The sequence below is a fragment of the Streptomyces sp. NPDC101165 genome (assembly GCF_044768135.1).
GTDB lineage: Bacteria > Actinomycetota > Actinomycetes > Streptomycetales > Streptomycetaceae > Streptomyces.
This window is the reverse complement of sequence record NZ_JBIWPG010000029.1, coordinates 1-24,605: the sequence shown is the minus strand read 5'-3', so window position 1 is coordinate 24,605 and position 24,605 is coordinate 1. Positions and strand designations below refer to the sequence as shown.

Annotated in this window: 22 protein-coding genes; 8 read left to right on the top strand and 14 right to left on the bottom strand. The window is 72.3% G+C overall.

Annotated elements, in window-relative coordinates; all coding sequences use genetic code 11:
- Window position 1: 1 nt before the first annotated feature.
- Complete coding sequence (locus ACIRVH_RS41310) at window positions 2-352, bottom strand: DUF488 domain-containing protein (protein ID WP_403964921.1); 351 nt, start codon at window positions 350-352, stop codon at window positions 2-4.
- 164 nt (window positions 353-516) lie between these two features.
- Between ACIRVH_RS41310 and ACIRVH_RS41305 the strand changes: the two genes are divergently transcribed.
- The 4 genes from ACIRVH_RS41305 to ACIRVH_RS41290 are packed head-to-tail and all read left to right on the top strand — an operon-like array spanning window position 517 to window position 5,328.
- Window positions 517-1,944: a M1 family metallopeptidase gene (locus ACIRVH_RS41305; RefSeq protein ID WP_403964919.1), complete on the top strand. Its 1,428-nt coding sequence runs from the start codon at window positions 517-519 to the stop codon at window positions 1,942-1,944.
- A gap of 56 nt (window positions 1,945-2,000) precedes the next feature.
- Window positions 2,001-2,771: a L,D-transpeptidase family protein gene (locus tag ACIRVH_RS41300; protein ID WP_403964917.1), complete on the top strand. Its 771-nt coding sequence runs from the start codon at window positions 2,001-2,003 to the stop codon at window positions 2,769-2,771.
- Between the two features lie 20 nt (window positions 2,772-2,791).
- Entirely contained in the window at window positions 2,792-3,496 is a 705-nt protein-coding gene (locus tag ACIRVH_RS41295) for a response regulator transcription factor (protein ID WP_403964915.1), read from the top strand.
- Window positions 3,493-5,328 carry a sensor histidine kinase gene (locus ACIRVH_RS41290; protein WP_403964913.1) on the top strand — a complete coding sequence of 612 codons (1,836 nt, stop codon included), beginning with the start codon at window positions 3,493-3,495 and terminating at the stop codon, window positions 5,326-5,328. Before ACIRVH_RS41295 ends, ACIRVH_RS41290 begins: the two co-directional genes overlap by 4 nt.
- Window positions 5,329-5,504: 176 nt before the next feature.
- Here ACIRVH_RS41290 and ACIRVH_RS41285 read toward each other — a convergent pair whose 3' ends face one another.
- Together ACIRVH_RS41285 and ACIRVH_RS41280 are read right to left on the bottom strand one after the other, a co-directional pair.
- Window positions 5,505-5,753 (bottom strand): WhiB family transcriptional regulator, encoded by a 249-nt coding sequence (locus ACIRVH_RS41285; RefSeq protein ID WP_403964911.1) that lies wholly within the window; start codon window positions 5,751-5,753, stop codon window positions 5,505-5,507.
- A gap of 100 nt (window positions 5,754-5,853) precedes the next feature.
- Window positions 5,854-7,074 (bottom strand): saccharopine dehydrogenase family protein, encoded by a 1,221-nt coding sequence (locus ACIRVH_RS41280; RefSeq protein WP_403964909.1) that lies wholly within the window; start codon window positions 7,072-7,074, stop codon window positions 5,854-5,856.
- A gap of 127 nt (window positions 7,075-7,201) precedes the next feature.
- On the opposite strand from ACIRVH_RS41280, the gene ACIRVH_RS41275 reads away from it, so the two are divergent.
- Window positions 7,202-7,909, top strand: coding sequence for a TetR/AcrR family transcriptional regulator (locus tag ACIRVH_RS41275; RefSeq protein ID WP_403964907.1), 708 nt, complete (start codon window positions 7,202-7,204; stop codon window positions 7,907-7,909).
- A gap of 9 nt (window positions 7,910-7,918) precedes the next feature.
- On the opposite strand, the gene ACIRVH_RS41270 is transcribed toward ACIRVH_RS41275, so the two are convergent.
- Window positions 7,919-8,803: a LysR family transcriptional regulator ArgP gene (locus ACIRVH_RS41270; protein WP_403964905.1), complete on the bottom strand. Its 885-nt coding sequence runs from the start codon at window positions 8,801-8,803 to the stop codon at window positions 7,919-7,921.
- 66 nt (window positions 8,804-8,869) lie between these two features.
- On the opposite strand from ACIRVH_RS41270, the gene ACIRVH_RS41265 reads away from it, so the two are divergent.
- Window positions 8,870-9,484 (top strand): LysE/ArgO family amino acid transporter, encoded by a 615-nt coding sequence (locus ACIRVH_RS41265; protein ID WP_403964903.1) that lies wholly within the window; start codon window positions 8,870-8,872, stop codon window positions 9,482-9,484.
- A gap of 111 nt (window positions 9,485-9,595) precedes the next feature.
- Window positions 9,596-10,906 carry an MFS transporter gene (locus tag ACIRVH_RS41260; RefSeq protein WP_403964901.1) on the top strand — a complete coding sequence of 437 codons (1,311 nt, stop codon included), beginning with the start codon at window positions 9,596-9,598 and terminating at the stop codon, window positions 10,904-10,906.
- Between the two features lie 4 nt (window positions 10,907-10,910).
- Here the strand turns inward: ACIRVH_RS41260 and ACIRVH_RS41255 are convergent, their stop codons facing one another.
- Complete coding sequence (locus ACIRVH_RS41255) at window positions 10,911-11,369, bottom strand: cyclic nucleotide-binding domain-containing protein (RefSeq protein WP_386578654.1); 459 nt, start codon at window positions 11,367-11,369, stop codon at window positions 10,911-10,913.
- 395 nt (window positions 11,370-11,764) lie between these two features.
- Between ACIRVH_RS41255 and ACIRVH_RS41250 the strand changes: the two genes are divergently transcribed.
- On the top strand, window positions 11,765-12,583 hold the full coding sequence (locus ACIRVH_RS41250; protein WP_403964898.1) for a SigB/SigF/SigG family RNA polymerase sigma factor: 819 nt from the start codon (window positions 11,765-11,767) through the stop codon (window positions 12,581-12,583).
- A gap of 7 nt (window positions 12,584-12,590) precedes the next feature.
- On the opposite strand, the gene ACIRVH_RS41245 is transcribed toward ACIRVH_RS41250, so the two are convergent.
- From ACIRVH_RS41245 to ACIRVH_RS41205, 9 genes are all read right to left on the bottom strand, one after another.
- Window positions 12,591-14,807 carry an FUSC family protein gene (locus tag ACIRVH_RS41245; RefSeq protein WP_403964896.1) on the bottom strand — a complete coding sequence of 739 codons (2,217 nt, stop codon included), beginning with the start codon at window positions 14,805-14,807 and terminating at the stop codon, window positions 12,591-12,593.
- Window positions 14,808-14,925: 118 nt separating this feature from the next.
- Window positions 14,926-15,135, bottom strand: coding sequence for a DUF4287 domain-containing protein (locus tag ACIRVH_RS41240; protein WP_403964894.1), 210 nt, complete (start codon window positions 15,133-15,135; stop codon window positions 14,926-14,928).
- Window positions 15,136-15,231: 96 nt separating this feature from the next.
- Window positions 15,232-16,608 (bottom strand): NAD(P)/FAD-dependent oxidoreductase, encoded by a 1,377-nt coding sequence (locus tag ACIRVH_RS41235; RefSeq protein WP_403964892.1) that lies wholly within the window; start codon window positions 16,606-16,608, stop codon window positions 15,232-15,234.
- A 219-nt stretch (window positions 16,609-16,827) separates the two neighbouring features.
- Window positions 16,828-17,262 (bottom strand): ATP-binding protein, encoded by a 435-nt coding sequence (locus ACIRVH_RS41230; protein ID WP_403964890.1) that lies wholly within the window; start codon window positions 17,260-17,262, stop codon window positions 16,828-16,830.
- Window positions 17,263-17,410: 148 nt separating this feature from the next.
- Entirely contained in the window at window positions 17,411-19,315 is a 1,905-nt protein-coding gene (locus tag ACIRVH_RS41225; protein WP_403964888.1) for an AMP-dependent synthetase/ligase, read from the bottom strand.
- A gap of 189 nt (window positions 19,316-19,504) precedes the next feature.
- Window positions 19,505-20,593: a glutamate--cysteine ligase gene (locus ACIRVH_RS41220; protein WP_403964886.1), complete on the bottom strand. Its 1,089-nt coding sequence runs from the start codon at window positions 20,591-20,593 to the stop codon at window positions 19,505-19,507.
- 90 nt (window positions 20,594-20,683) lie between these two features.
- Complete coding sequence (gene glgB, locus ACIRVH_RS41215) at window positions 20,684-22,891, bottom strand: 1,4-alpha-glucan branching enzyme (protein ID WP_403964884.1); 2,208 nt, start codon at window positions 22,889-22,891, stop codon at window positions 20,684-20,686.
- Window positions 22,892-22,895: 4 nt separating this feature from the next.
- Window positions 22,896-24,257, bottom strand: a complete 1,362-nt coding sequence (locus ACIRVH_RS41210) for a maltokinase (RefSeq protein ID WP_403964882.1) — start codon at window positions 24,255-24,257, stop codon at window positions 22,896-22,898.
- 30 nt (window positions 24,258-24,287) lie between these two features.
- Window positions 24,288-24,605 (bottom strand): alpha-glucosidase C-terminal domain-containing protein (locus ACIRVH_RS41205; RefSeq protein ID WP_403964880.1); only part of this gene is annotated, 318 nt, incomplete at its 5' end.

Below are 24,605 nucleotides of genomic sequence, written 5' to 3'. Positions count from 1 at the left end.
GTCAGCCCTTCAGCAGGTCCGCGAGTACCGTGGCATGGCTCTGCTCCGGCGTCTTGGACGCCGTGAGCAGCGTCACCGGCCCCTTGCGGGCCGACTTCCTGAGGCCGTCGAGGAGTTCGGCGGCCTCAGGAGCGGTCAGCTCCGCCTCGTAGCGGCCGCGGAACTCCTCGTACGAGGCCTCACCCGCGTGGTACCAGCGGCGCAGCTCCGTCGACGGCGTGAGTCCCTTGGGCCACTCGTCGATCTGCGCCGCCTCCTTGGCGAGGCCACGCGGCCACAGCCGGTCCACCAGCACCCGCAGGCCGTCGTCGGGCTCCGGCGGCTCGTAGATCCGGCGCACGCGCACGCTCACGGTCTGGCTCCTCTCGGTCGCGGACGGCTCTGTGAGCGTACTTCGGCCGCCCCGCGGCATCGGGCGGCAACGCGGCGTGACTTGACCTGAATGAGGGGGAAACGGGGACAGTCGCGGTCCTAGTCTGTGGACGAATGATCATCGCCACCCCCGAAGGAGCGCCCATGACGGCAGTGCACAGACAGACCTCACCACGACGCACCGCGGTCCTCCGCCGTGAGGCGGTCCTCGCCGCCGTCCCCGTCGCCGTGGCGGCACTGCTCGGCGCCGCCGGGACCGCGTCGGCCGGCACCATCGGCGCCTCGGGCGCGGGTGACCCCTACTTCCCGCTCAGCGGCAACGGCGGCTACCACGTCAAGCACTACGACCTGACGCTCCGCTACGACACCACCTCCCGGAACCTGGACGGCAAGGCGGTCCTCACCGCCCGCGCCACCCAGAAGCTGACCCGCTTCGACCTGGACCTCAAGGGTCTGAAGGTCACCGGCGTCACCGTCGACCGCACCGCCGCCGGCTTCCGCCGCAGCGGCCAGGAACTCGTCGTCACCCCGCGCCACACGCTGCGCAAGGACCAGGAGTTCCGGGTCACCGTCACCTACCACGGCACCCCCAAGGTGGTCACCGACCCGGACGGCTCCGCGGACGGCTGGATCCGCACCGACGACGGGGCGTTCGTCGCGGGCGAGCCCCAGGGCGCCATGACGTGGTTCCCGGGGAACAACCACCCCAAGGACAAGTCGTCGTACGACTTCACGATCACGGTCCCGAAGGGGCGCACCGCCGTCGCCAACGGCGTCCTGCGCGGTCAGCACACCGCGGACGGCCGCACCACGTTCCGCTGGCACCAGGCCGAGCCCATGGCCGCCTACCTGGCCACCGCCACCGTCGGCAAGTTCAAGGTCGAGCAGTACACCACCCACGACGGCATCCAGGTCTACAACGCCGTCGACGCCCGGGAGGCGCGCGCGGCCGCGCCGGTGCTGAAGAAGCTGCCCTCCGTGCTGGAGTGGGAGAGCAAGCTGTTCGGGCCGTACCCGTTCCGCGCGGCCGGCTCCATCGTCGACCACGCACCCGACGTCGGCTACGCCCTGGAGACCCAGAGCCGGCCCGTCTACGACTCGGCGCCCGACCTGAGCACCCTCGTCCACGAGAGCGCCCACCAGTGGTTCGGCGACTCCGTATCGCTGACCACCTGGAAGGACATCTGGCTCAACGAGGGCTTCGCGACCTACGCCGAGTGGCTCTACAGCGAGCAGCACGGCGGCGACAGCGCCCAGAAGAACTTCGACGCGCTCTACGCCCGCCCGGCGAACGACGGCCTGTGGGCCTTCCCGCCCGGCGACCCGGGCAGCGGCAAGAACATCTTCGACACGCCGGTCTACGCCCGCGGCGCGATGGCCCTGCACGAGCTGCGCAAGGCGGTCGGCGACCAGGACTTCTTCCGCATTCTGCGCGCCTGGGCGACCGAGCACCGGGCCGGGCACGGTACGACGGCCCAGTTCGTGAAGCTCTCCGAGCGGGTGTCCGGCAAGGACCTGGACGGTCTCTTCCACACCTGGCTCTACACGAAGGGCAAGCCGAGCAAGGCCTAGAGGCTCTGCTGCCTGAACCTGACGGGTTCCAAACATGTGTCGGCCAGGGTCGACCCATGATCGATCGCAGAGCCGCCGTCGCTCTCCTCGTCTCCCCGCTGCTGCTCACCGGCTGCGGCGGCGGAGCCGAGGCGACCGAGCGCCGCACCCCCGCGGCCCGCCCGGCGCCGACAGCCACCCCCACGCTGACCTCCACCCCCACGCCCACCCCCACGTCCGAGCCCGTGGTGGAGTCGGCACCCCGGCGGATAGCCGGCCTCGGCCCCAAGATCCACGCCGCGATACCGGACCGCTCCCGGCAGGCCGTCGTCGTCACCGGGCGCGGCAGGAACTCCCCGCTGTCCACGGTTGTGCTGCACGAGCGCACCGCCACCGGCTGGCAGCCGGGCACCGAGTGGCGCGCCTACAACGCGCTGCACGGCTGGAGCGCCCACCACACGGCCGGAGACCTGCGCTCCCCGGTCGGCGTCTACACCCTCAGCGACGCCGGAGGCCTGCTGGCCGACCCGGGCAGCAGGCTTCCCTACCACCACTCCAGCGGCTTCGTCTCGCCCGGCACCGGTTTCGAGGGCGAGCCCCTCGCCGGGTCCTTCGACTACGTCGTCGCCATCGACTACAACCGCAGGCCGGGTACCTCGCCCCTGGACTGGACCCGCCCCCTGGGTCTGGGCCGGGGCGGCGGAGTCTGGTTCCACGTCGACCACGGCGGCCCCACCCACGGCTGCGTCAGCGTCGCCAAGTCCCACATGAAGGACCTCCTGCGCACCCTCGATCCGGAGCGGCATCCGGTGGTCGTCATGGGGTACGCCGACTGGCTCGCTCTCTGAGCGGCCTAGGATCCGAACTCGTGTGCGCACATGTGCTGGTCGCCGAGGACGACGAGAAGCAGGCCGAACTGATCCGCCGCTCCCTGCTGGCCGAGGGGCACACCGCCACGGTGGTGCACGACGGCTCCGCCGCGCTCGACGCGGCCCGGCGCCTGAGACCCGACCTGGTCGTGCTCGACCTGATGCTCCCGGTCATCGACGGATTCGGGGTGTGCCGGGTGCTGCGCGGCGGCGAGGACCCGGACATCCCCGTGGTGATGCTCACCGCCCGCGCCGCCGAGGACGACGTGCTGCTCGGGCTGGAGCTCGGCGCCGACGACTACATGACCAAGCCGTACAGCCCGCGCGAGCTGATGGCCCGGATCCGTACGGTCCTGCGGCGCAGCGGCCGCGGCGGGAGCGTCCGCGGCGACGATCCGGTCGTACGGGCCGGGGGGATCGGCGTGGACCCCGTACGGCACGAGGTGAGCTGCGACGGGAAGCCGGTGGAGTGCACGCCGGCCGAGTTCCAGATCCTGCTGGCCATGGCGGGGGAGCCGGACCGGGTGTTCTCCCGGCGGCAGTTGCTGCAGTGCACGCACGGCTTCGACCGGGCCTCCACCGAGCGGGCCGTCGACGTGCACATCATGAACCTGCGCCGAAAGATCGAGGCCGACCCGCGGCGGCCGGTGCGCCTGGTGACGGTGTTCGGCGTCGGCTACAAGCTGACCGGCGGCCGGCCGTGAAGCGCCGGGTACCGCTGCGCAAACGGCTGCTCGTCCGGCTGCTGTTCGTCTCGGCCCTCATCGCCGTCTGCTCGGTGGCGGCCACCGCCTGGCTCGCGGTGACGACCACCACCAGCGCCCTGAAGGAGGAACAGGGCCAGGACCTCGCCGCCGACAACAGCATCCTCGCCCAGCTCAGCGGGTACGCGGCCGCTCACCCGGACTGGCCGGGCGTCCAGCGCACGGTCCGTGACCTGGCCCGCGGCACCGGCCGGCGCATCGCCCTGACGAACGCCGACGGCACCCTGGTCGCCGACTCCGCGCCGCGTGGCACTCCGCTGCCGCCCCGGCCCGCCGCCACCGTCGACCCTCTGCGCACCGACACCTACACCGACTCCGGGAGCCGGCTCAGCGGCATCGACCCCCGGGTGGTGGGGCCGTACCGGGTCACGGCCGAGGAGCGGGACCGGCTGGACGCGCTGGCCGCCAAGCGCAGGCAGTGCTACGAGCACTTCGGCGTCGACGGCACGGTCGTCCGGACCCCGAGCGGCCGTCCCGTGATCAGCACCCCGGAGGGCACCGACATCTCCTACGCCTCGCAGCAGTGCGGGGACGGGCAGCTGAACACCCCCACAGCGACGGAGGAGCAGGCCCTGACCGACCTCACGGCGCTGGCCCGGCCGTGCCTGAAACGGGCGGGGCTGGACATCGGCGGCCGGCTGTTCCTCACCTTCGACCCCAGCGCGAGGAATCCTTTCGCCGGCGGCTTCCTGGTGGGCAAGACCCCCCGGGTGGCCGACAGCAAGGCCGCCGTCCAGGCGTCGCAGAGCTGCGTGCTGAGCGCCCGCCGCATCCAGCTGGAGCCGTATGTCGCCCCGGTCGCCGAGCTGTTCCTGGGCATCGGGGACCAGAACCCCTCCCGCTTCGACATGTCCACGGGCAACAAGGCCAAGGTGGTCGGGGCGGCCGGGCTGGTCCTCGCCGTCACCGTCGCCGTGACCGCCGTCGTCGCCGTACGGCTCGTACGACCCCTGCGCGCGCTGACCGCGGCCGCGCAGCAGCCGCCCGAACTGCATGTGCGGGTGCCGGTGACCACCCGGGACGAGACCGGCATCCTCGCCGAGGCGTTCAACGACCTGACCGAGCGACGCGAACGCCTGGAGGCCCAGCGCAAGGCGATGGTCAGCGACATCGCCCACGAACTGCGCAGCCCGCTCACCAACATCCGCGGCTGGCTGGAGGTCGTCCGCGACGGCGTCGTCGACCCGGACCCGGCCCTGCTGGCCTCCCTGCACGAGGAGTCGCTGGTGCTCCAGCGGATCATCGACGACCTGCAGGATCTCGCGGCCGCCGACGCCGGCACCCTGCGCCTGCACCGCGAGCCGCTGCACGCCGGCGACCTGCTCGACCAGGTCGCCGCCGCCCACCGGGTCGCCGCCGACGCCGCCGGGGTCGCCCTGCGCACCGGGGCCGACGCCGCCGCCTGGCTGGACGCGGACCCCGTGCGCATGCGGCAGGCCCTCGGGAACCTGGTGTCCAACGCGCTGCGGCACACCCCCGCCGACGGCACGATCACCCTGGCCGCCCGCCGCGACGGCGAGTCGGTCCTGCTGACCGTCACCGACACCGGCTCGGGCATCGCCCCCGAGGACCTGCCGCACGTCTTCGACCGGTTCTGGCGCGCCGAGAAGTCCCGCAGCCGCCGCACCGGCGGCAGCGGCCTCGGCCTCCCGATCGTCCGCCACCTGGTCGCGGCCCACGGCGGTACGGCGGAGGCGGCGAGCGAGCCGGACGCGGGCGCGGTGTTCACCCTGCGGCTGCCGGCCGCTCCGCCGCCGGTGGACGTCCCGTGATCCGACCACGGGACGTCTCCTCGGCCGAAACGGTCAGCCTGAGCAGGAGGTGTCGGAGCCCCCGGAGGGGTGGTCCAAGAAGCTGAGCAGGATCGCGCGCGGACCTGCGGGCCGGCGAGCGGGGCAGCCCGGCGGGCCGCCGCTCCCGCAAGCTTCTCCCTCCGGACGGCCTCGTCCTAGCGCGGGCGCCGTACCCTCATGCGCCGGGCCTGGGCGCGGCGTTCCGTCTCCGTCATGCCTCCCCAGACGCCCGCGGCCTGTCCGGTGTCCAGTGCCCAGCGCAGGCACTCCTCGCGGACGCCGCAGCGGCCGCACACCGCCTTCGCCCGCTGTGCCTGCACCAGTGCCGGTCCCGTGCTGCCGATCGGGAAGAAGAGGTCGGGTTCCTCGCGGCGGCATGCGGCGCGGTCTCGCCAGTCGTCCATCAACGTCACCTGCGATCGAGGTCGTACCTGCCCCTGGAAGATGCGTACTCGCCTTCGGGTCACCTGTCGATGCGCGGTGAAACAGCGGATACCGGCCGCGTCACTGTTCCCGGACACCCCACGGGGAGCCGTACTCGGTCAGCAGGTCGAGGAAGGGACGCGCCGGGAAGGCCTCCGGGCCGAGGACGCCGGTGCCCGACCAGGCGCCGGTGGCGAGGAGTTCGAGGGCGACCACCGGATTGACCGCCGTCTGCCACACCACCGCCTGACAGCCGTACTCCGCCATGGACCACTGGTTGTCGACGACGTGGTACAGGTACACCTCGCGCGGCGCCCCGTCCTTCGTGCCGCGCACCCAGGTACCCGCGCAGGTCTTGCCGCGCATCCGGTCGCCCAGCGTCGCCGGATCCGGCAGGCACGCGGCGACCACGTCCCGCGGCGAGACGGAGACCGGCCCGTCCGGTCCGGCCACGGTCACCGGCTCGGTGCGGTCGAGTCCCAGCCGGTGCAGGGTCTTCAGGGTCTCGATGAACTCGTTGCCCAGGCCGTACTTGAAGGTGACGCGCTCCGCGCCGACCCAGCGCGGGACCAGCAGCACCTCCTCGTGCTCGACGTTCACGCACTCCACCGGGCCGATGCCCTCGGGGAAGTCGAACACCTCCGGCTCGCTGAACGGGGGCGTGGTGAACCAGCCGCGCCCGGTCTCGTACACGACCGGCGGGTTCAGACACTCCTCGATGGTGGTCCAGATGCTGAAGGAGGGCGCGAAGTCGTAGCCGTCGACGGTGAGGTTCGCGCCGTCGCGGATGCCGATCTCCTCGATGGTGTCGAAGAGTTCGTCGGCCGCGTGGCGGGCGAAGACGTCCGACAGTCCCGGCTCCACGCCCATGCCGACCAGGGCGAGCGCGCCCGCCTTCTCCCACTCCTCGGCCAGCGCGAACTGCTCGTCGCCCAGCTTGACCCCGCACTCCTCGTACGGCCGTTCGGGGTGCGGGCGGGACAGGGACATCGCCATGTCGACATAGTCGGCGCCGACGGCGCGTGCCGCGCGGAACAGCGGCATGACGAAGCGCGGGTCGGTGGCGTTGAGCAGGACGTCGCAGCCGTGGTGGGCGAGCAGCCGGGCCACCCCGGCCTCGTCGGAGGCGTCCACGCGCTCGGCGCGGAACCGGCTCCCGGCGTCGCCGAGGGCCGCGACCGCCGCCTCGGCCCGTGCGGGGTCGTAGTCGGCGACCACCATCAGGTCGAGGAACGGGCGACGGGCCGCGATCCGGGTGATGGCGGTGCCCACACCGCCGGCTCCCACGAGCAGTACACGCATATCTGAAACTCCCTGCCTGACACGAACGTAACGGGGACGGGGCAGGCGCGCCTTGCCGGGAATCCAACGCCGGGGCATGGCGTAAGGTCAATGGCGTTGGCATAAGGACTCGCAGGGAGGATCCGTCGTGCCCAAGCCCGTGGTGCCCGAGGAGAAGCGCCGCCGGCGCCGTCCGACCCGCAGTGGCACCGTGCTGTCCGAGCCGCTGATCGTGGAGACCGCGCTCCGTCTGCTGCGGGAGCACGGCAGCACCGGACTCACCGCGCGCCGCCTGGGTCTCGCCCTGGACTGCGATCCCAGCACGCTCTACCGGTACTTCCGGGGCATGGACGACCTGACCCTGGCCATCGGTGACGCGCTCATCGGGCAGGCCCTGGCGGGCTGGGAGCCGACGGGACAGTGGCGGGCGGACCTGCGGACGATCGGGCTGCGCATCCACGCCGCGTACGTCGCGCACCCGCAGGCGGCGCTGCTGACGGCCAACCGGGTGACCGGGCGCGCCCAGGAACTGGCCGCAGACGAAGCGGTGCTGGACGTCCTGCGCACGGCCGGGTTCTCGCTGCCGGAGACGGTCCGCGTCTACCACGCCTTCATCGACCAGACGCTGGCCTTCGCGGCCCTCGACGCCGCCTCCCTGGCCCTGCCGAGCGCCTCCCAGCGGGCCGACGAGGACAAGTGGCACTCGACCTACGCCCGGCTGCCCCGTGCCACCCACCCCCGCATCGCCGAGGCGGCCCCGCTGCTGGCCCGGCGCATGGTCACCAGCGCCTACCCGACGGCCCTGGAGATGCTGCTGGACAGCGCGGCCGGGCGGCTCGACCCGCAGACGCCCTGACCGTCACCGTCACCGGCGCAGTGCCTCGGCCGCCGTCGCCGTCACCGCCTCGGCCAGGGCCGCCAGTGCGGGGGAGTCCAGTTTCCACTGCTGCCAGTACAGCGGGACGTCGAACCACTCCCGCGGGGCGAGCGCGACGAGGCGGCCCTCGTCCAGCAGCGGCCGGGCCTCGGGCTCCGGGATCATGCCCCAGCCGAGGCCCGCGGTGACCGCGTCGGCGAAGCCCTCCGAGGACGGCACGTAGTGCCGCAGCCGGCCGGCGCCCGTGCTGCCCAGCCGCCGTACGAAGGCGTCCTGGAATTCGTCCTTGCGGTCGAAGACCACGACGGGAGCCTCCGGCAGGAGATCCCGCAGCGGCCCGTCCAGGTACCGCTCGGCGAACCCCGGTGCGGCCGCGGCCACGTACCTCATCCGGCCCAGCGCGCGGACCGTGCAGCCCGGCACCGGGTCGGGCGAGGAGGTCACGGCCGCCATCACCAGGCCCTCGCGCAGCAACGCCGCCGTATGGGCCTCGTCCTCCCGGTGCAGCTCGTAGCAGAGCCCCTCCACCCGGGTGAGAGCACTCAGGAACCAGGTCGCCAGCGAGTCCGCGTTCACCGCGACCGACACCCGCGTGGGCTCGCCGGCACCGCTCAGGCCGAGCTCGCCGCGCGCGTCCCGCTCCAGCCGGGCCAGCTGCCGGGCGAAGCGGACCAGCACCGCCCCGGACTCCGTCGGGCGCACCGGCTTGGTGCGCTGGAGCAGCACCCGGCCGGTGCGCTGCTCCAGCGCCTTGACCCGCTGGCTGACCGCCGACGGCGTCACATGCAGGGCCGCGGCCGCCGCGTCGAACGTGCCCTCGTCCACCACGGCGAGCAGTGTCCGCACCTGCTCCAGGGGAAGCTCCTCCATCACGAGCGCTAAGGATACGTAAGAATCTTTAGCTGTACCTGCACTGATCGTTTGCCTAACGTCGACGGTATGAACCACGCACTGACCGCCGCGGCCGCCGGATTCGGCACCGGCCTCTCCCTGATCGTCGCCATCGGCGCCCAGAACGCCTTCGTCCTGCGCCAGGGAGTGCGCCGCGACGCCGTTCTCGCCGTGGTCGGCATCTGCGCCCTGTCCGACGCGCTGCTCATAGCCCTCGGCGTCGGCGGGGTCGGGGCGGTGGTGGTGGCCTGGCCGGGCGCGGTACGGGCCGTCGGGCTCATCGGCGGCGTGTTCCTGCTGTGTTACGGCGCCCTCGCCGCCCGCCGCGTCCTCAGGCCCGGTACCGGCCTGCGCGCGGAGGGCGAGGCGGTCGGCTCACGGCGGCGCGCGATCCTGACCTGCCTGGCGATGACCTGGCTCAACCCGCACGTCTACCTGGACACCGTGTTCCTGCTCGGCTCCCTCGCCGCCGACCGCGGCCCGCTGCGCTGGACCTTCGGGCTCGGCGCCGCCCTCGCGAGCCTGTGCTGGTTCGCCGCGCTCGGCTTCGGCGCGCGACTGCTCGGCCGCTTCCTCGCCCGGCCCACCGCCTGGCGGGTCCTGGACGGCCTGGTCGCCGTCACCATGCTGGCGCTCGGCGCCACGCTCCTCGCCGGATCCTGAGGCACCGGATCCTGAGCGGCCGGATCCAGGAACAACCCGTTCGGCAGGCGCGAAAGTTGCTGCCATAGTGAGGCTCGAAATCGAAAGATGTATCGAGCAACCAGGAAGCCCGTGGACACGAGCGAGAGCAGCACCGAACCCGACGCCGACACCGAGGACGGCCGCCCGGCCGCTCAGGCCCCGCCCCGGCGCGGCTGGCGCCGCTGGGCGATGGACACCCGGCCGCTGCGCATCCCCGCCTACCGGCGGCTGTGGTCGTCGACCATCGTCACCGCCGTCGGCAGCCAGCTGACCGCCGTCGCCGTACCCAAGCAGATCTACGACATCACCCACTCCTCGGCCTGGGTCGGCTACGCCAGCCTCGCCGGTCTGGTGCCCATGGTGGTGTTCGCGCTGTGGGGCGGGGCGGTCGCCGACACGGTGGACCGGCGCAAGCTGCTGCTGGTCACCAACAGCGGGATCGCCGTGACCTCGGTGCTGTTCTGGACCCAGGCCGTCACCGGCCTGGACTCCGTCGTGGTCCTCATGCTGCTGCTCGCCGTGCAGCAGGCGTTCTTCGGCCTCAACTCCCCGGCCCGCACCGCCTCCGTCGCCCGCCTCGTCCCGGCCGAGCAGCTCGCGGCGGCGGGCGCGCTCGGCTCGACGGTGATGCAGACCGGCCTCGTCGCGGGTCCGCTGCTGGCCGGTGCGCTGATCCCGGTCATCGGGCTGCCCGAGCTGTACCTGATCGATGCACTGGCGCTGTGCGTCACCGTGTGGGCGGTGTTCCGGCTGCCCGCGCTGCCGCCGCTGGGCGACGTGCCGGTGCGCCGGGCCGGGGTGCGCGAGATCGCGGCCGGGTTCCGCTACATCTCCGGGCACAAGGTGCTGCTGCTCTCGTTCCTGGCCGACATCGTGGCCATGGTCTTCGGCATGCCCCGCGCCCTGTTCCCGCAGCTGGCCGCGCAGACGTACGGCTCCTACGGCGAAGGGCTGGCGCTCGGTGTGCTGTTCGCCGGTATCCCGGTCGGCGCGGTGCTCGGCGGTCTGTTCTCCGGCGTCTTCTCGCGGGCGCGGCGGCACGGCTGGATGGTCATCGGCGCGGTCGTCGGCTGGGGCGTGGCCGTCGCCGGGTTCGGGCTGAGCGGCAACCTCTGGGTGGCCGTGGCCTTCCTCGCCGCGGCCGGGGTCGCCGACATGGTCTCCATGGTGTTCCGCGGGGCGATCCTGCTGTCCGCCGCGACCGACGAGATGCGCGGCCGGATGCAGGGGGTGTTCACCGTGGTCGTCGCGGGCGGTCCGCGCCTGGCCGACGTGCTGCACGGCACCGCGGGCTCGGCGTTCGGCCCCAGGGCGGCCGTGGCGGGTGGCGGCGCGCTGGTGGTGGTGGTCATGCTGGGGCTCGCCGCGGCGGTCCCGGCGCTGCGGCGCTATCGGATCTGAGGGCCTAGAGGGGGCCGCTGCGCCGCCGGATCGTGTACTGCTCCATCAGCTTGCCGCGGGTCGTCTCCAGGCGGTGGGCGAGGACCTCGGCGACCGTGCGCACCAGCGACAGCCCGAGCAGCGGGTCCTCCACGCAGAGCGCGAGCACCGACGGTCCGTCGAACTCGTACGCCCGGACGTTGCTGAAGGCCACGGCGCCGAAGTCCCACTCGTACGGCGGGAACAGCCAGGACCAGCCGAGCATGTCGCCCGCGCCGAGCGTGGCCACGGTGACCCGCTGCCGGGAGGTGACCTGCTGGTCCAGGTGGACCGCGCCGGAGCGGACCACCCAGAAGCGGTCGGCGGTGCCGCCCGCCTCGAAGATGCGGGTGTCCTCAGGGAAGGACACCTCCTTGGCCAGCTCCATCAGCCGCTCGCGCTGGGCCTGCGGGAGGGCGGTCAGCAGTTTTATCGCTTTGGTCATGGCGCGGGACTCCTCGCCGGCAGCGGTTCGGGTGGTTTCCCCCAGCCCATTTCAGCCGCTGCTGCCGTCCGGGGCACCTCGAAGGAAGCGGGTTTCTGTCGGCGATGTGCCGCGGAGGCATGAAAAAGCCCTGGCTGGACGGGGGAGACCAGCCAGGGCCGTATGCGGTGGTAAGGGAGGACGGTTCCGGTCGACTCCGTCACCACTTATGGATGAACGGTAAACCATCTTCCCGGAATTCATCCAATCGAGAGCGGGTCACGTGACTCGTTTCACTCCGGACGACACACCGGTGGCCGAAGTGCTCGCACGCCGTGTTTGCCGCCTGCGCGGGCGGGCAGGCGCACCCTGCTTCCGTCCAGGACCTGAAAACGACTGTTCAGGAGCGATTGCGCATGCTGACCGACACCGTATCCGTCGCCGCAGCGCGGCGGACCCATGACGACGCCCCCGATACCGCGGCCCTCTTCGCGCGGCTCGTCGAACTGGACGACGGCCCCGAACGGGACGCCGTACGCGACGAACTGGCGACCGAGTGGCTGCCCATGGCCCACCGGATCGCCGGCCGGTTCCGCGACCGTGGGGAGTCCACCGAGGATCTGCGCCAGGTGGCCGCGCTCGGCCTGGTCAAGGCCATCGACCGGTACGACCCCTCCAGGGGAGCCTTCGAGAGCTACGCCGTCCCGACCATCACCGGCGAGGTGAAGCGGCACTTCCGGGACCGGATGTGGGCCGTGCGGGTGCCGCGCCGGGTGCAGGAGCTGCGCAACCGGGTGCGCCTGGCCCGCCGCGAACTCACCCAGCACCCCGGCGCGCCCGAACCCACCGCCGCCGACATCGCCGCGCACACCGGCCTCACCGAGGACCAGGTCGCCGAGGGCGTGGAGGCGCTGGAGAGCTTCAGCACCCTCTCGCTGGACGCCGAGCCGTCCCCCGGCGAAGACGGCCACAGCCTGGCCGACACGCTGGGCGCCACGGACTCCTCGTACGACGTCGTCGTCGACCGCGAGGCCGCCAAGGAGGGGCTGCGCCGGCTGCCCGAACGGGAGCGGGCCATCCTCTACATGCGCTTCTTCGAGGACATGACGCAGAGCCGCATCGCCGACCGGCTCGGCATCTCCCAGATGCACGTCTCCCGGCTCATCAACCGCAGCTGCGCGCGCGTACGTGCCGTGGCACTGGGGCAGCGGCAGTGCGGCCGGACCGCCGGGTGACCGGCCGTCACTTCCCGGACCGCTCCCGCGCGATGCCCAGCGGCCGGGCCAGACCGGACACCGCCTCGTCCAGGCGCTGCAGATGCCGCAGCACCCGGTCGGTCACCCGGCCGTAGCGCGGGGTGCGCAGGGTGCCGGGTTCCAGCATCGACGCGATGCTGGGGCCGGTCTCGATCCCCGCCGTCGAGCGGGGGTCGGCGACGTGCGCGGCGATCGCCTCGATGTTGTGCACGATGCGCCGGCCGGCCCCGCGCAGCCGCGGATCCGCCGCGATCGACGGGTGCGTCGGCAGGAGTTCGGCCGTGGCCGCCAGCGACCGTGCGTGGTAGGCGCAGGTCTCCAGCAGGGCCACCACGTACCGGGCGGTGTCCCGGCGGCCGCGCTGCGGGGCGATCGGGTGGGTGAGCGGCTGGGTGGCGGCGCGCAGGTCGGCCAGCGCCTGGTCCAGGTCGCGGGCCTGGTCCACCAGGTCGGCCGGCGGCGCGCCGCTCAGCTGGTCCATGGCGGCCCGGGTGACGTCCGCCAGCTTGTCGAGGACGTCGACGAGCAGGTCGTTGGTGCGCCGGTCGGTGTGGACCGGCAGGACCACGGCCGCCGCGATCATCCCGCAGGCTGCGCCGAGCGCCGTCTCCTCCACGCGCAGCACCAGCACCGACACGCTGTAGGTGCTCAGCAGCGTGTACAGCAGCCCCAGCATCGCCGTCACGAAGAACGACATCAGCGTGTAGGACAGGGGCGCGGTGAAGAACATGGCGAAGATGCACACCAGCACCAGCGCGAACGCCGTCCAGGTGTGGTGCCCGACCAGTCCCGCGAGCCCGATGCCCGCCACCACGCCGAGGACCGTGCCGACCAGCCGCCGGTAGCCCTTCACCAGGATCTCGCCGGTGGACGCGGTGTTCAGGAAAACGATCCAGCAGGTCAGCACCGCCCAGTACCAGCGCTGGCTGGACAGCAGCTCACCGCCCGCGATGGCCAGGGCCGAACCGACGGCCACCTGCACCGCGGCCCGGGTGGTGGGCCGCCCGAGCCCGGTCGGCTCCGGCTTCGCGGGCTCGGCCTCCTCGCCGCTCTCGATGGCCGCGTCCTCGGCGTCCAGCTCCTCGCGGGACCGGGCCGTCGCCGGTGTGTCGTCGGACTCGTCCTGCGGCCCGTCCATGGCAACCCGCAGCCCGAGGACGGCCCGCGCGGCCTCGCCGAGCCCCCGGAAGACGTCCTGTACGGCAGGGGACGCCTTGGGCAGGTTCTCCTCCTCGCGATAGCCGAGCAGCCGGTTGCGCACCTGCGCCAGCGCGGTCCCCGAGGCCTCGCCGACCGGGCGCAGCACCAGCAGGCGCAGCGCCTCCAGGTCCCGGCGCAGCACCACCGTCGCCTCGTCGCGCACCGGCAGCTCGCCGCCGGACGGCAGGGGTGCGCCGGGCAGATGCAGGGTGAGCGTGTCCGTCCGTTCGGCGCTGCGGGCGGTGAGCAGCAGCAGACCGAGCCGCTCGGCGGCGATCTCGGCGTCGGCGACCCGGCGCTGCAGCAAGCGTGCCGTCGCCTCGTCGGCGGTGCCCTCCTCCAGCCGGCCCTGGATCATCAGCGCCGTCTCGTGCAGCCGGGCGGTGCCGGTGCGCAGGTGCGCCAGCACCTTCTCGACCTCGTCGGGACCGGCGTCCAGCAGCTCGATCTGGGCCGCGATCAGCTGCCCGAGCCGGGCCCTGAAGGCCTGGCGCAGCCGGTCGAGGGTGCCCGCCGGGGTCTCGGGCAGCAGGACGAAGCGGGCTGCGGCACTGCACATGAACGCCACGGTGATCACGCCGTACAGGGCGGGCAGCGTGGCGGTGGTCGCGTGCACGAACAGGGAGAGGAAGTAGATCTGGAAGCCGATGAGGCCCAGCGCCGTGCCGCGGTCGCCGAACCGGCGGCCGTAGACGGCACAGAAGATGAGGGCGACGAAGAACAGGTCGCCCACGACGACCCGTTGGTTCAGCAGCGCCCCGAGGGACACCGAGGCGAGCGCCACCGGCAGGCCCAGCGCGAGGGTGACGGCCTGCTGGGAGCGCTGCTTCTCGCGGAGGGCGAAGGTCGCGACCATCGACGCCATGGCGCCCGCGACGAGCTGCGGGACCGGGACCCGCAGCAGGGCCAGCACGGCAAGGGTGAGGACGATGGCGGCCACCGTGCGCAGACCCGCGGTGAGCCGCAGCAGCCCGGGATCGGACGCCGCGAGCCGGTCCCGCATCCGTGCCCACCCCGACCGAACCGCTGCCCTCACGCCGCCGTGCTCTCTCCCGTGCCAGAACTTGATCTCCGCCCCAGCATGGCACGGCGGCCCGGCCCGACCGCCCTCGGCCGACCTGCTACTCGCCCTCCGCCAGCGTGTACGCGACGAGCGCGTTGGCGTGGCCGTGTCCCAGGCCGTGCTCGGACTTGAGCCAGGCCACCAGCTCCATGTGCTTGGTCAGCGGCGAGGAACGGATCAGCTCCTGCCATTCGGCGACCGGACGGCCGTACTTCTTCTCGATCGAGGGGAAGTAGCTCGCCGGGCCCTTCACGGTCTTCTCGGTCATGGCGGTGTGTCCCATCCGTGTGTCGTGTGCTGATCACCGGGTAAGACCGCCGACCGACCGGGAAGTGATCAGCGATCTCCGGTGGTCTGGGTCACATCACGAACTCGCGGCGTCGCCACCCTCCGCCCGGGCGCGGACCTGTTCCGGTGTCAGATAGGTGTCCGTGTACTCGAAGTCCTTCAGTCGGGCCGGTTTGCGGGACTGGAAACCGGTGCGGACGAAGTCGTCGCCGGCGACCGCGTTCAGCAGCCAGTTGGTCATGACACGGGTCTTGGCGACGTTGGTGCGCAGCGCCGACCAGTGATAGCCGCGGGCCACCGCCTGCGCGGGCACGCCCCGCAGCTCGATGCCCAGCGGCTTGGACACGGCGTCCTTGCCGCCGAGGTCGACGACGAGGCCCAGGTCCTTGTGCACGTACGGCAGCAGCGGCTCGCCCCGCAGCGTCGCGATGACGTTGTCGGCGACCTTCCGGCCCTGGCGCATGGCGTGCTGGGCGGTGGGCGGGCAGACCGCGGTCTCCTCGGCCTTGACCTTGTCGGGCACGGCGGCCGCGTCGCCGAGCGCGAACACCCCGTCGTGACCGGGCAGGGTCATCTCGGTGGTGACCGCGAGCCTGCCGCGGACCGTCTCCGCGCCGAGCGTGGCGATCAGCGGGCTCGCCACCACACCGGCCGTCCAGATCAGGGTGTGCGTCGGCACCACCCGGCCGTCGGTGAAGGTGACCTCCTCGGCTCCCGCCTTGTCGATCGACACGCCCAGCGAGACGTCGATGCCGCGCCGCCGCAGGATCTCCTGCGCGCTGCGGCCCAGCTTGTCGCCCAGCTCCGGCATGAGCTTGGGCGCGATGTCGATGAGGTGCCACCTGATCAGGTTCGGGTCGAGACGCGGATAGCGCTGCACGGCCGCGTGTGTGAGGCGTTGCAGACAGGCCGCGGTCTCGGTGCCCGCGTAACCGCCGCCGACCACCACGAACTGGAGCCGCGCGGCCCGCTCGGCCGGGTCGTCGCTGGCGTCCGCGAGGTCCAGCTGCGAGATGACGTGGTCGCGGAGGTAGGCGGCCTCGGCGAGGGTCTTCAGCCCGAAGGCGTGCTCGGTGAGCCCCGGGATGTCGAAGGTGCGGGTCACGCTGCCCGGCGCCAGGACGATGTAGTCGTACCGCTCGTTGACGACGTCGTCGGTGATGGTGCGGACGACACAGACCTTGGACTTCAGGTCCACGCCGATGGCACCGCCCGGGATGATCCGGGTGCGGTACTTCTTGCTGCGGCGCAGCGAGACGGCGATCGACTGCGGTGTCAGCACACCGGAGGCGACCTGGGGCAGTAGGGGGAGGTAGAGCTGGTAGGCGTACGGCGTCACCAGCGTGACGTCGGCCTCGTCCGGGGTGAGCTTCCGCTCCAGGCGGCGGACGCACTCGACTCCGGCGAAGCCTGCGCCAACCACCAGGATCCTGGGTCGTGTCACGGTGTTCATCCCTCTCTGCGGCTCCAGGCGGTCCGACTCGACGCCGTTCGCGTGCCCGGGATCGCTGCGGCCACACCGATCCCACCGTGCCCCGAGCCGTTCCGCCAGCTGGGTGCGGCAGGCAGACGAACGCGTGGGCACCAGCATGCCCCTGCTGAGGCCAGTAGTAACCCGATCTCGCACAGATACACGTCGTACTCATGGACACCACGTGTGCGGCGCTCCCCGTCACCAGGGCAGGAACACGTGGATGTCCTTGCCCTGGTCCTCGACGACGACGCTCACCTGACTGCACAGCGTGTGCACCAGGTGCCAGCCGATGCCGCCGCCGCCCGCACTCGGCTGGAAGGGCCGTGGCTCGGGCCGGGTGGTGCTGGTGTCGTGCATCGTCACGTGCACCCCGTCGAAGGTGCGGCGCATCCGCAGACCGAAGGGCCCGGGGGCGTACTGAACGGCGTTGGCAGCCAGTTCCGTGACGACCAGCAGGATGTCGTCCCAGTACTCGGGCGTGCCGGGCGGCGCGTCCCGGGCGAGGGCGCACAGGAACTCCTCCGCAGCGAGCCGCGCCCCCGTCACATTGCGCAGCTCGCCCGGGAAGGAGAACGCCCGCTCGGCCCACTCCTCCGAGGGCGGTGTGTCGTCCCCTCGCGGCTCCGTCGCCATCTCGCATTCCCCGGCCCCGTCCGGTCGGGGCCGGCGGCCCCTCGCGGCCAGGGCGGTCGTCGTTGCTGATCGCTCCACTGCTGCGGGTTCCCCCAGCCGGGCCGGGTTACCCGTCCGCCCGGCCACCGGGGCTCCCTGCCTGCACCTTCTAGCGGAAGACGTTGTCCGACTCGTCCCAGTCGGCCGGCTCCTCGGGACCCGGCCGCCGGGCCGCGCGCGACCGGGCCTCGTACATGGCGTCGATCTCGGCGGCGTAGTGGCGCGCTATGGCGTCCCGGCGCAGCTTCATCGACGGCGTCAGCAGCCCGTTGTCCGGTGCGAACGGCTCCGCGAGGACGCGGTAGACCCTGATGGACTCCGAGCGGGACACCGCACTGTTGGCCGAGGCGACCGCCCGCGCGATCTCCTCCCTGAGCGCGTTCTCCTCCCGGGCCTCCCGGCTCGGCGACTCGCCCTGCAGGGCCAGGCCGGCCCGCCAGTGCGCGAGGAACTCCGGGTCCAGCGTGATCAGGGCCCCCACGCAGGGCCGGTCGTCGCCGACGACCACCGCCTGGTGCACCAGCGGATGCATGCGCAGCCGCTGCTCCAGCGGGGCCGGCGCCACGCTCTTGCCGCTGCTGGTGACGATCACGTCCTTCTTCCGGCCGGTGATCGTCAGATAGCCCTCGGAGTCCAGCCGTCCGATGTCCCCGGTGGCCAGCCAGCCGCCGTACAGCGTGGCCCGCGTCCGCGCCTCGTCGCCGACATAGCCCTGGAACACCGACGGGCCGCGCACCAGGATCTCGCCGTCGTCGGCCACCTGGACCTCGGTGCCCGGCAGCGGCCGGCCCACGGTCCCGGACTTCTCCCGGCCCAGCGGCTGCATGGTGATCCCGCCGGAGGTCTCCGTCAGCCCGTAACCGTCGTGCAGGTACAGCCCGATGCCCTCGTAGAACAGGGACAGTTCCCGGCTGAGTGACGAGCCGCCCGAGGTGCCCCGTACGGCGCGCCCGCCGAGCGCGACCCGCAGCCTGCGGTACACCGTCCGCTCGTACAGGGCGTGTTGCAGCCGCAGATCGAACCCGGGACCCGGCCCGAGGCCCAGCCGCCGGCGCTCCTCCGCCTCGGCGAAGTCCCGCGCGGTCTGGGCCGCCCGCTCGAACAGCGCACCCCGGCCCGCCTGCTGAGCGGTCCTCAGGAAGGTCTTGTACAGCTTCTCGAACACCGACGGCACGCCGTACAGGTACGTCGGCCGGAACGTGCGCAGCGCCGAGGCGAGGGCCTCCGCCGTCATCTCCGGCTCGTGCGCCATCAGGACCCCGCCGCGCACGCAGATCACCTGGATCATGAGCCCGTAGACATGGGAGAAGGGCAGGAAGGCGAGCACCGACGGTTGTTCGCCCGGGGGCGCCGCGGTGTGCCCCCAGCCGGCGAGCAGGATGTCGCACGGGTGGGCCAGACCGCGGTGGCTCAGTGCGCAGCCCAGCGGCCGGCCGGTGGTGCCCGAGGTGTAGGCGATGACCGCCGTCGCGTCCGGCAGCACGATCCGGCGCAGCGACTCCACCGTGGTCAGCGGAACGAGCGCACCCTGCTCGGCCAGCCGGGCCGACGCGTCCGCGTCCAGCTGCCATACGTGCTTCAGCCGCGGCAGCCCCGCACACACGGTGCCGACCGTCATGATGCCCTGCTCGTCCTCCACCACCACGGCCACGCAGTTGGCGTCCCGCAGGATCCATTCCACCTGGTCCCGCGAGGACGACGGGTGGATCGGGACGACCTCCGCGCCGACGGTCCACAGCGCGTGGGCGAACACCGTCCACTCGTAACGGGTCCTCGCCATCACGGCCACCCGGTGGCCCGGGGAGATCCCCGAGGCGATCAGGCCCTTGGCCAGGTCGACCACTTCGTCCCGCAACTCGACCGCCGTCACCTCCTCCCACACGCCGGGCGCCGCGTCCGTGCGCCGCGCGAGGAGGGGCAGCGTCGGATTGCGGTCCGCGGTCTCGAAGATGCTGTCGGCGAGCCCGCCGGTCATCGACGGAACGGCTGGTGGAGCGAGGGCGTCGTCGCGCATGCGCTGCTCCCGAGGTGTACGGAGGGTGACTCCGCCGGTCGGCTCAGTTGCCGGCGGTGCTCGAATGTAGCCCAGGCAAGCGGTTTCGGGGCCAGGAACAGGCAAGTCGTGATCCGCTGATGATCTGTGCGTGTCCAGCGGCCGTTGAGCACACGAGTCACCTGAACCAGGCCCCCGGCGGACCGCCCCTCAGTCCTGGGTGTGCCGCACACAGGCGGTCACGACGTCCCGCAGGCTGCCCGTCCGCTCCATGAGCAGCCGCTGCTCGCGAGCGCCGTTGCCCCGGCGCAGCACCCTGGCGACGGCCTCCTCGACGCCGGCCGCGTCACCACTGTCGGTGAGCGCGTCCCCGGTGTGCTCCAGCAGCGCGTACAGCACCTCCGCCGCGGGCCGGGGCAGCATGGTCACGGGGTCCAACAGGTCCTCGTCCAGGCCGGACTGGGCGGCCTGCCAGGCGGCGAGCCTCAGCATGCTCACACTGTGGTCGAGTGGCGGCCGGCCCGCCCGCCACTCGCGGGCCGCCGTCTCCACCAGGGCACGGGTCAGCGTGGCGATCAGGACGGTGGTGTCCGCGCGCAGGCACACGTCCGCCACCCGGATCTCCACCGTCGGGTAACTCGCGGACAGGCGTGCGTCGAAGTACAGCATCCCCCGGTCGAGGATGACCCTGCTGGCCACCATGTCCCGCACCAGCCGGTGGTACCGCTCGGCCGAGCCGAACAGCTCGTTCGGCCCCGCCTGCGGCCAACGCCGCACCACCCGGCCGCGGTAGCTGACGTAGCCGGTGTCCCGGCCCTGCCAGAAGGGCGAGTTGGCGCTCAGCGCCAGGAGCACCGCAAGCCACGGCCGGATGCGGTCGAGGACGGCGACGCCCTCCTCGTCGGACTCCACCGAAACATGCGCATGGCAGCCGCACACGAGCTGCTCCTGGGCGGTCATCCCGTACCGCCCGGCCATCCACTGGTAGCGCTCGTGCACGGTGAGCGAGGGGGTCACCGGCATCGGGTACGTGGCGAGCGCGGCGACCGCGCAGCCGATCTCGCCGGCCAGCCGGGACGCCTCCTTGCGGCAGCGCACGATCTCGGCGCCGAGGTCCGCCATGTCCGCCTGCGGATGCGTGGCGAACTCCAGCATCTGCCCGAACAACTCCTTCTGGAAGACGTCCTGTCCGGGATCGTCCTGGGTGGCACGGGCGAGGAACACGGCCGACAGCGGCTTCGGCTCCCCGCTGTCCGGGTCGACCAGAAGGAGTTCCTCCTCCACTCCGACAGTGCGCACGCGGGCCGCCCTTCTGTTGGTGACGAGGAGCAGTCGTAGGTCTGTACGACCCTGACTGCCCCCCGGAGCGGGCAGCCGACACCTGTGGGTTCAGCGCACGGGCGTCAACCAGACAGTGGCGAGCGGCGGCAGCGTGAGCCGGAGGAACCCGTCCTCGGGCTTGATCGCTCCCGGAGCGCCGACGCCGACACCGCTGCCGCCGTAGCGCGCGTCGTCCGAGTTCAGCGCCTCCTGCCAGGCGGGGACCTCGTCAGGGACCCAGAGACGGTAGTCGCCACGGACCACGGGCGAGAGGTTGGACACCGCCAGCAGAGGAGATCCCTCGGTGTCGAACCGCAGGAACGCGAAGACATTGTCGTCCGCCGCGTCACACTGCACCCACCGGAAACCGCCCGGATCCGTGTCCCGCTGCCACAGCGCGGGGGTGGCCCGGTACAGCGCGTTCAGGTCCCGCACGAGATGCTGTACGCCCCGGTGGTCCCCTGCGGAGTGGTAGTCCTCGTCCAGCAGCCACCACTCGGGACCGTGCGCCTCGGACCACTCGGCGCCCTGGGCGAACTCCTGCCCCATGAAGAGCAGTTGTTTGCCGGGGTGGGCCCACATGAAGCCGAGGTAGGCGCGGTGGTTGGCCCGCCGCTGCCACCAGTCGCCCGGCATCTTCGACACCAGGGCCTGCTTGCCGTGCACGACCTCGTCGTGGGAGATCGGCAGGACGTAGTTCTCGGTGTAGGCGTACACCATCGAGAAGGTCATCTCGTTGTGGTGGTACTTGCGGTGCACCGGCTCGTGCTGGATGTACTCCAGCGAGTCGTGCATCCAGCCCATGTTCCACTTCAGCCCGAAGCCGAGACCGCCGCTGTCCGTCGGCCGGGTCACCCCGTCCCAGGCGGTGGACTCCTCGGCGATGGTGACCACGCCCGGGCAGCGCCGGTAGACGGTGGCGTTCATCTCCTGCAGGAAGGCCACCGCGTCCAGGTCCTCCCGCCCGCCGAAGACGTTCGGCGCCCACTGCCCGGAGTCCCGCGAGTAGTCGAGGTAGAGCATGGAGGCGACGGCGTCCACCCGCAGCCCGTCGATGTGGAACTCCTCGCACCAGTACACGGCGTTGGCGACGAGGAAGTTGCGCACCTCGGTCCGCCCGTAGTCGAACTCGTACGTGCCCCAGTCCGGATGCTCGGCCCGCCGCCAGTCCCCGGGCTCGTACAGCGGCTCACCGTCGAACCGGGCCAGCGCCCAGTCGTCCTTGGGGAAGTGGGCCGGCACCCAGTCCATGATCACGCCGATGCCGGCCCGGTGCAGCGCGTCCACCAGGTACTTGAAGTCGTCGGGGGAGCCGAGGCGGGGCGTGGGTGCGTAGTAGGAGGTGACCTGGTAGCCCCAGGAGCCACTGAAGGGATGCCCGGCGACCGGCATCAGCTCGACATGAGTGAAGCCCATCTCCTGGACGTAGGCGGGCAGTTCGTCCGCCAGCTGGCGGTACGTCAGCCCCGGGTGCCAGGAGGGCAGATGGACCTCGTACACGGAGAGCGGCGCCTCGTGGACGGGCGTGTCGCCCCGGTGGGCCATCCACTCCACGTCGCCCCACTCGTACCGCGAGACCGTGACGACGGACGCGGTCGCGGACGGGACCTCGGTACGGCGGGCCATCGGGTCCGCCTTCAGGAACCGGTCGCCGTGGCGGGAGGTGATCTCGAACTTGTACCGCGCGCCCTCGCCGATGCCCGGCACGAACAGCTCCCACACGCCCGAGGCGCCGAGCGAGCGCATCGGGTACTGCGTGCCGTCCCAGTACGTGAAGTCGCCCGCGACCCGCACCCCTTGGGCGTTCGGCGCCCACACGGTGAAACGGGTTCCGGCGACCCCCTGATGCGTCATGGGCTCGGCACCGAGCGCCCGCCACAGCTGCTCGTGCCGGCCCTCGCGGATCAGGTGCAGGTCCAGCTCGCCGAGGGCGGGCAGGAAGCGGTACGGATCCTCCGCCTCCTGCTCACCGTCGTCGTACGCGACATGCAGCGTGTACGACGGGATCTCGTCGTACGGCAGCACGGCGGCGAACAGACCGCCGCCCTCCGATGCCAGCGCGCTGTGCGTCCCGTCGACGACGACGCTGACCTTGCGGGCGTTCGGGCGCAGCGCCCGGAACAGCGTGCCGCCCGCCACCGGGTGGGCGCCCAGCAGCGCGTGCGGGTCGTGGTGCGCACCGCCCAGCAGACGGTCGCGGTCGCCCTGGTCGAGCGGGGCGGCCGCGGACGGAGCGGGTCCCGCGGGCCGGGGGAGTGCGGTGTCGTTCCGTGTCATGACGTCAGCCTCCCCACACCGCGAGCCGCTGGATCGCGGCCATCGGAACCGGAAGCCAGTCCGGACGGTGTCTCGCCTCGTACAGCACCTCGTACACCGCCCTGTCGGTCTCGTGCGCGCGCAGCAGCGCGTGCTTCTTGCGTGGATCCCACCCGGCGCGGGCCGCGTAGCCCGCGCAGAACGCCTCGCGGCAGCGGCGCGCCCACTCCGGACGCCAGGGGCGGCGCTGCCGGGCCGCATAGTCGAAGGAGCGCAGCATCCCGGCCACGTCACGCACCGGGGACTGCGCGGCCCGCCGCTCGGCCAGCGGCCGGGACGGCTCGCCCTCGAAGTCGATGACGAACCAGTCGCGCCCCGCCTGCAGCACCTGCCCGAGGTGCAGATCGCCGTGGATGCGCTGGGCCGGCGGCCCGGTGTCGCACGTGGCCAGCGCGCCGAACGCGGCCCGCAGGCCCGGCACGAAGGGCCGCAGCGCGGGCACCGCGTGCGTGGCCGCGTCCAGCCGCGCGCACATCGCCTCCGCGGTACGGCCGTTCTCGCCCGGCCCGGCCGGCGGGAAGGCGTCGGCCAGCGCGAGGTGCACCTCGGCCATGGCCCGGCCCAGCTCCCGGGCCTCGGTGGTGAAGTCGTCACCCGTGGCGAGCGCGCGCAGCGCCAGCGTCCAGCCGTCGGTGGCGTCCGGCAGGAACGGCTGCAGGACGCCCAGCGTGGCCGGGCTCGGAGCACTTGTGCTGAACCAGGCGACCGGCGCCGGCACCCGCTCACACCCCTGCGCGGCCAGCGCACCCGGCACCTCGAGGTCGGGGTTGACGCCCGGCTGGATGCGCCGGAAGAGCTTCAGGATGTACGCGTCGCCGTAGATGATCGACGAGTTGGACTGCTCGGCGTCCAGCAGCCGCGGCGGGAGCCCGCCGGACAGATGGACGCCCGGGGCCTTCTCGAAGCACAGTGGACCCGAGGTGCCGGGCTGCCGCAGCCGCTCCAGGAGCAGATGGGCAGAGCGCGGGTCCTGCAGCGCGTCGTACACGGCGAGGCCGGCGAACGGACCCTCCTCGACACGGCCGACGTACGCCCGTTCCAGCCGTGGTGCGAGGTGCTCGCGCACGCCCAGGAGCAGTTGGTAGCAGTCGCCGGGCGGCGGCGTGCCGCCGGGAGTGGGCACGGGCGCGTGCGAGGCGTGGACCAGCAGGTGCAGACATCCCGGGAACAGCTCGCTCATGGACAGCAGCGACAGATCGGTGACAGGCCGGTCCTTGCCCGCGAACCAGCGCTGCAGGGGCAGCCATTCGCGCAGCAGCCCGCTCAGCGAGGCCAGGGGCCGGTCGGTGGTCGCGGCCCTCGGCCGGGGAGTGATGGTCTTCGGCATGGTGACGCGTCCTTTCCTCGGCGCCGACGCTCAGCGGCGGCGGCCGATGCGGGATGCGACTCGGGTGAGCCGGAACCAGTAGAAACCGTGGCCCGCGAGGGTCAGCAGGTAGGGCAGTTCACCGATGGCGGGGAAGCGCACGCCGCCGATCAGCTCGACGGGGTGCCGTCCGTCGTAGACCCGCAGATCGAGTTCCGTGGGCTGTGCGAACCGGGAGAAGTTGTGGACGCAGAGCACCAGGTCGTCGCCGTATTCGCGGAGGAAGGCGAGGACGGCGGGGTTGGAGGACTGGAGTTCGGTGTAGGTGCCGAGTCCGAAGGCGGGGTTCTGTTTGCGGATCTCGATCAT

Coding starts and splice junctions, on each gene's coding strand:
- ACIRVH_RS41235 (WP_403964892.1), bottom strand. CDS start 16,608: ATGAACACCGTGACACGACCCAGGATCCTGGTGGTTGGCGCAGGCTTC.
- ACIRVH_RS41255 (WP_386578654.1), bottom strand. CDS start 11,369: ATGACCAAAGCGATAAAACTGCTGACCGCCCTCCCGCAGGCCCAGCGC.
- ACIRVH_RS41305 (WP_403964919.1), top strand. CDS start 517: ATGACGGCAGTGCACAGACAGACCTCACCACGACGCACCGCGGTCCTC.
- ACIRVH_RS41300 (WP_403964917.1), top strand. CDS start 2,001: ATGATCGATCGCAGAGCCGCCGTCGCTCTCCTCGTCTCCCCGCTGCTG.
- ACIRVH_RS41285 (WP_403964911.1), bottom strand. CDS start 5,753: ATGGACGACTGGCGAGACCGCGCCGCATGCCGCCGCGAGGAACCCGAC.
- ACIRVH_RS41280 (WP_403964909.1), bottom strand. CDS start 7,074: ATGCGTGTACTGCTCGTGGGAGCCGGCGGTGTGGGCACCGCCATCACC.
- ACIRVH_RS41265 (WP_403964903.1), top strand. CDS start 8,870: ATGAACCACGCACTGACCGCCGCGGCCGCCGGATTCGGCACCGGCCTC.
- ACIRVH_RS41230 (WP_403964890.1), bottom strand. CDS start 17,262: ATGGCGACGGAGCCGCGAGGGGACGACACACCGCCCTCGGAGGAGTGG.
- glgB (WP_403964884.1), bottom strand. CDS start 22,891: ATGACACGGAACGACACCGCACTCCCCCGGCCCGCGGGACCCGCTCCG.
- ACIRVH_RS41225 (WP_403964888.1), bottom strand. CDS start 19,315: ATGCGCGACGACGCCCTCGCTCCACCAGCCGTTCCGTCGATGACCGGC.
- ACIRVH_RS41240 (WP_403964894.1), bottom strand. CDS start 15,135: ATGACCGAGAAGACCGTGAAGGGCCCGGCGAGCTACTTCCCCTCGATC.
- ACIRVH_RS41210 (WP_403964882.1), bottom strand. CDS start 24,257: ATGCCGAAGACCATCACTCCCCGGCCGAGGGCCGCGACCACCGACCGG.
- ACIRVH_RS41250 (WP_403964898.1), top strand. CDS start 11,765: ATGCTGACCGACACCGTATCCGTCGCCGCAGCGCGGCGGACCCATGAC.
- ACIRVH_RS41245 (WP_403964896.1), bottom strand. CDS start 14,807: ATGCGGGACCGGCTCGCGGCGTCCGATCCCGGGCTGCTGCGGCTCACC.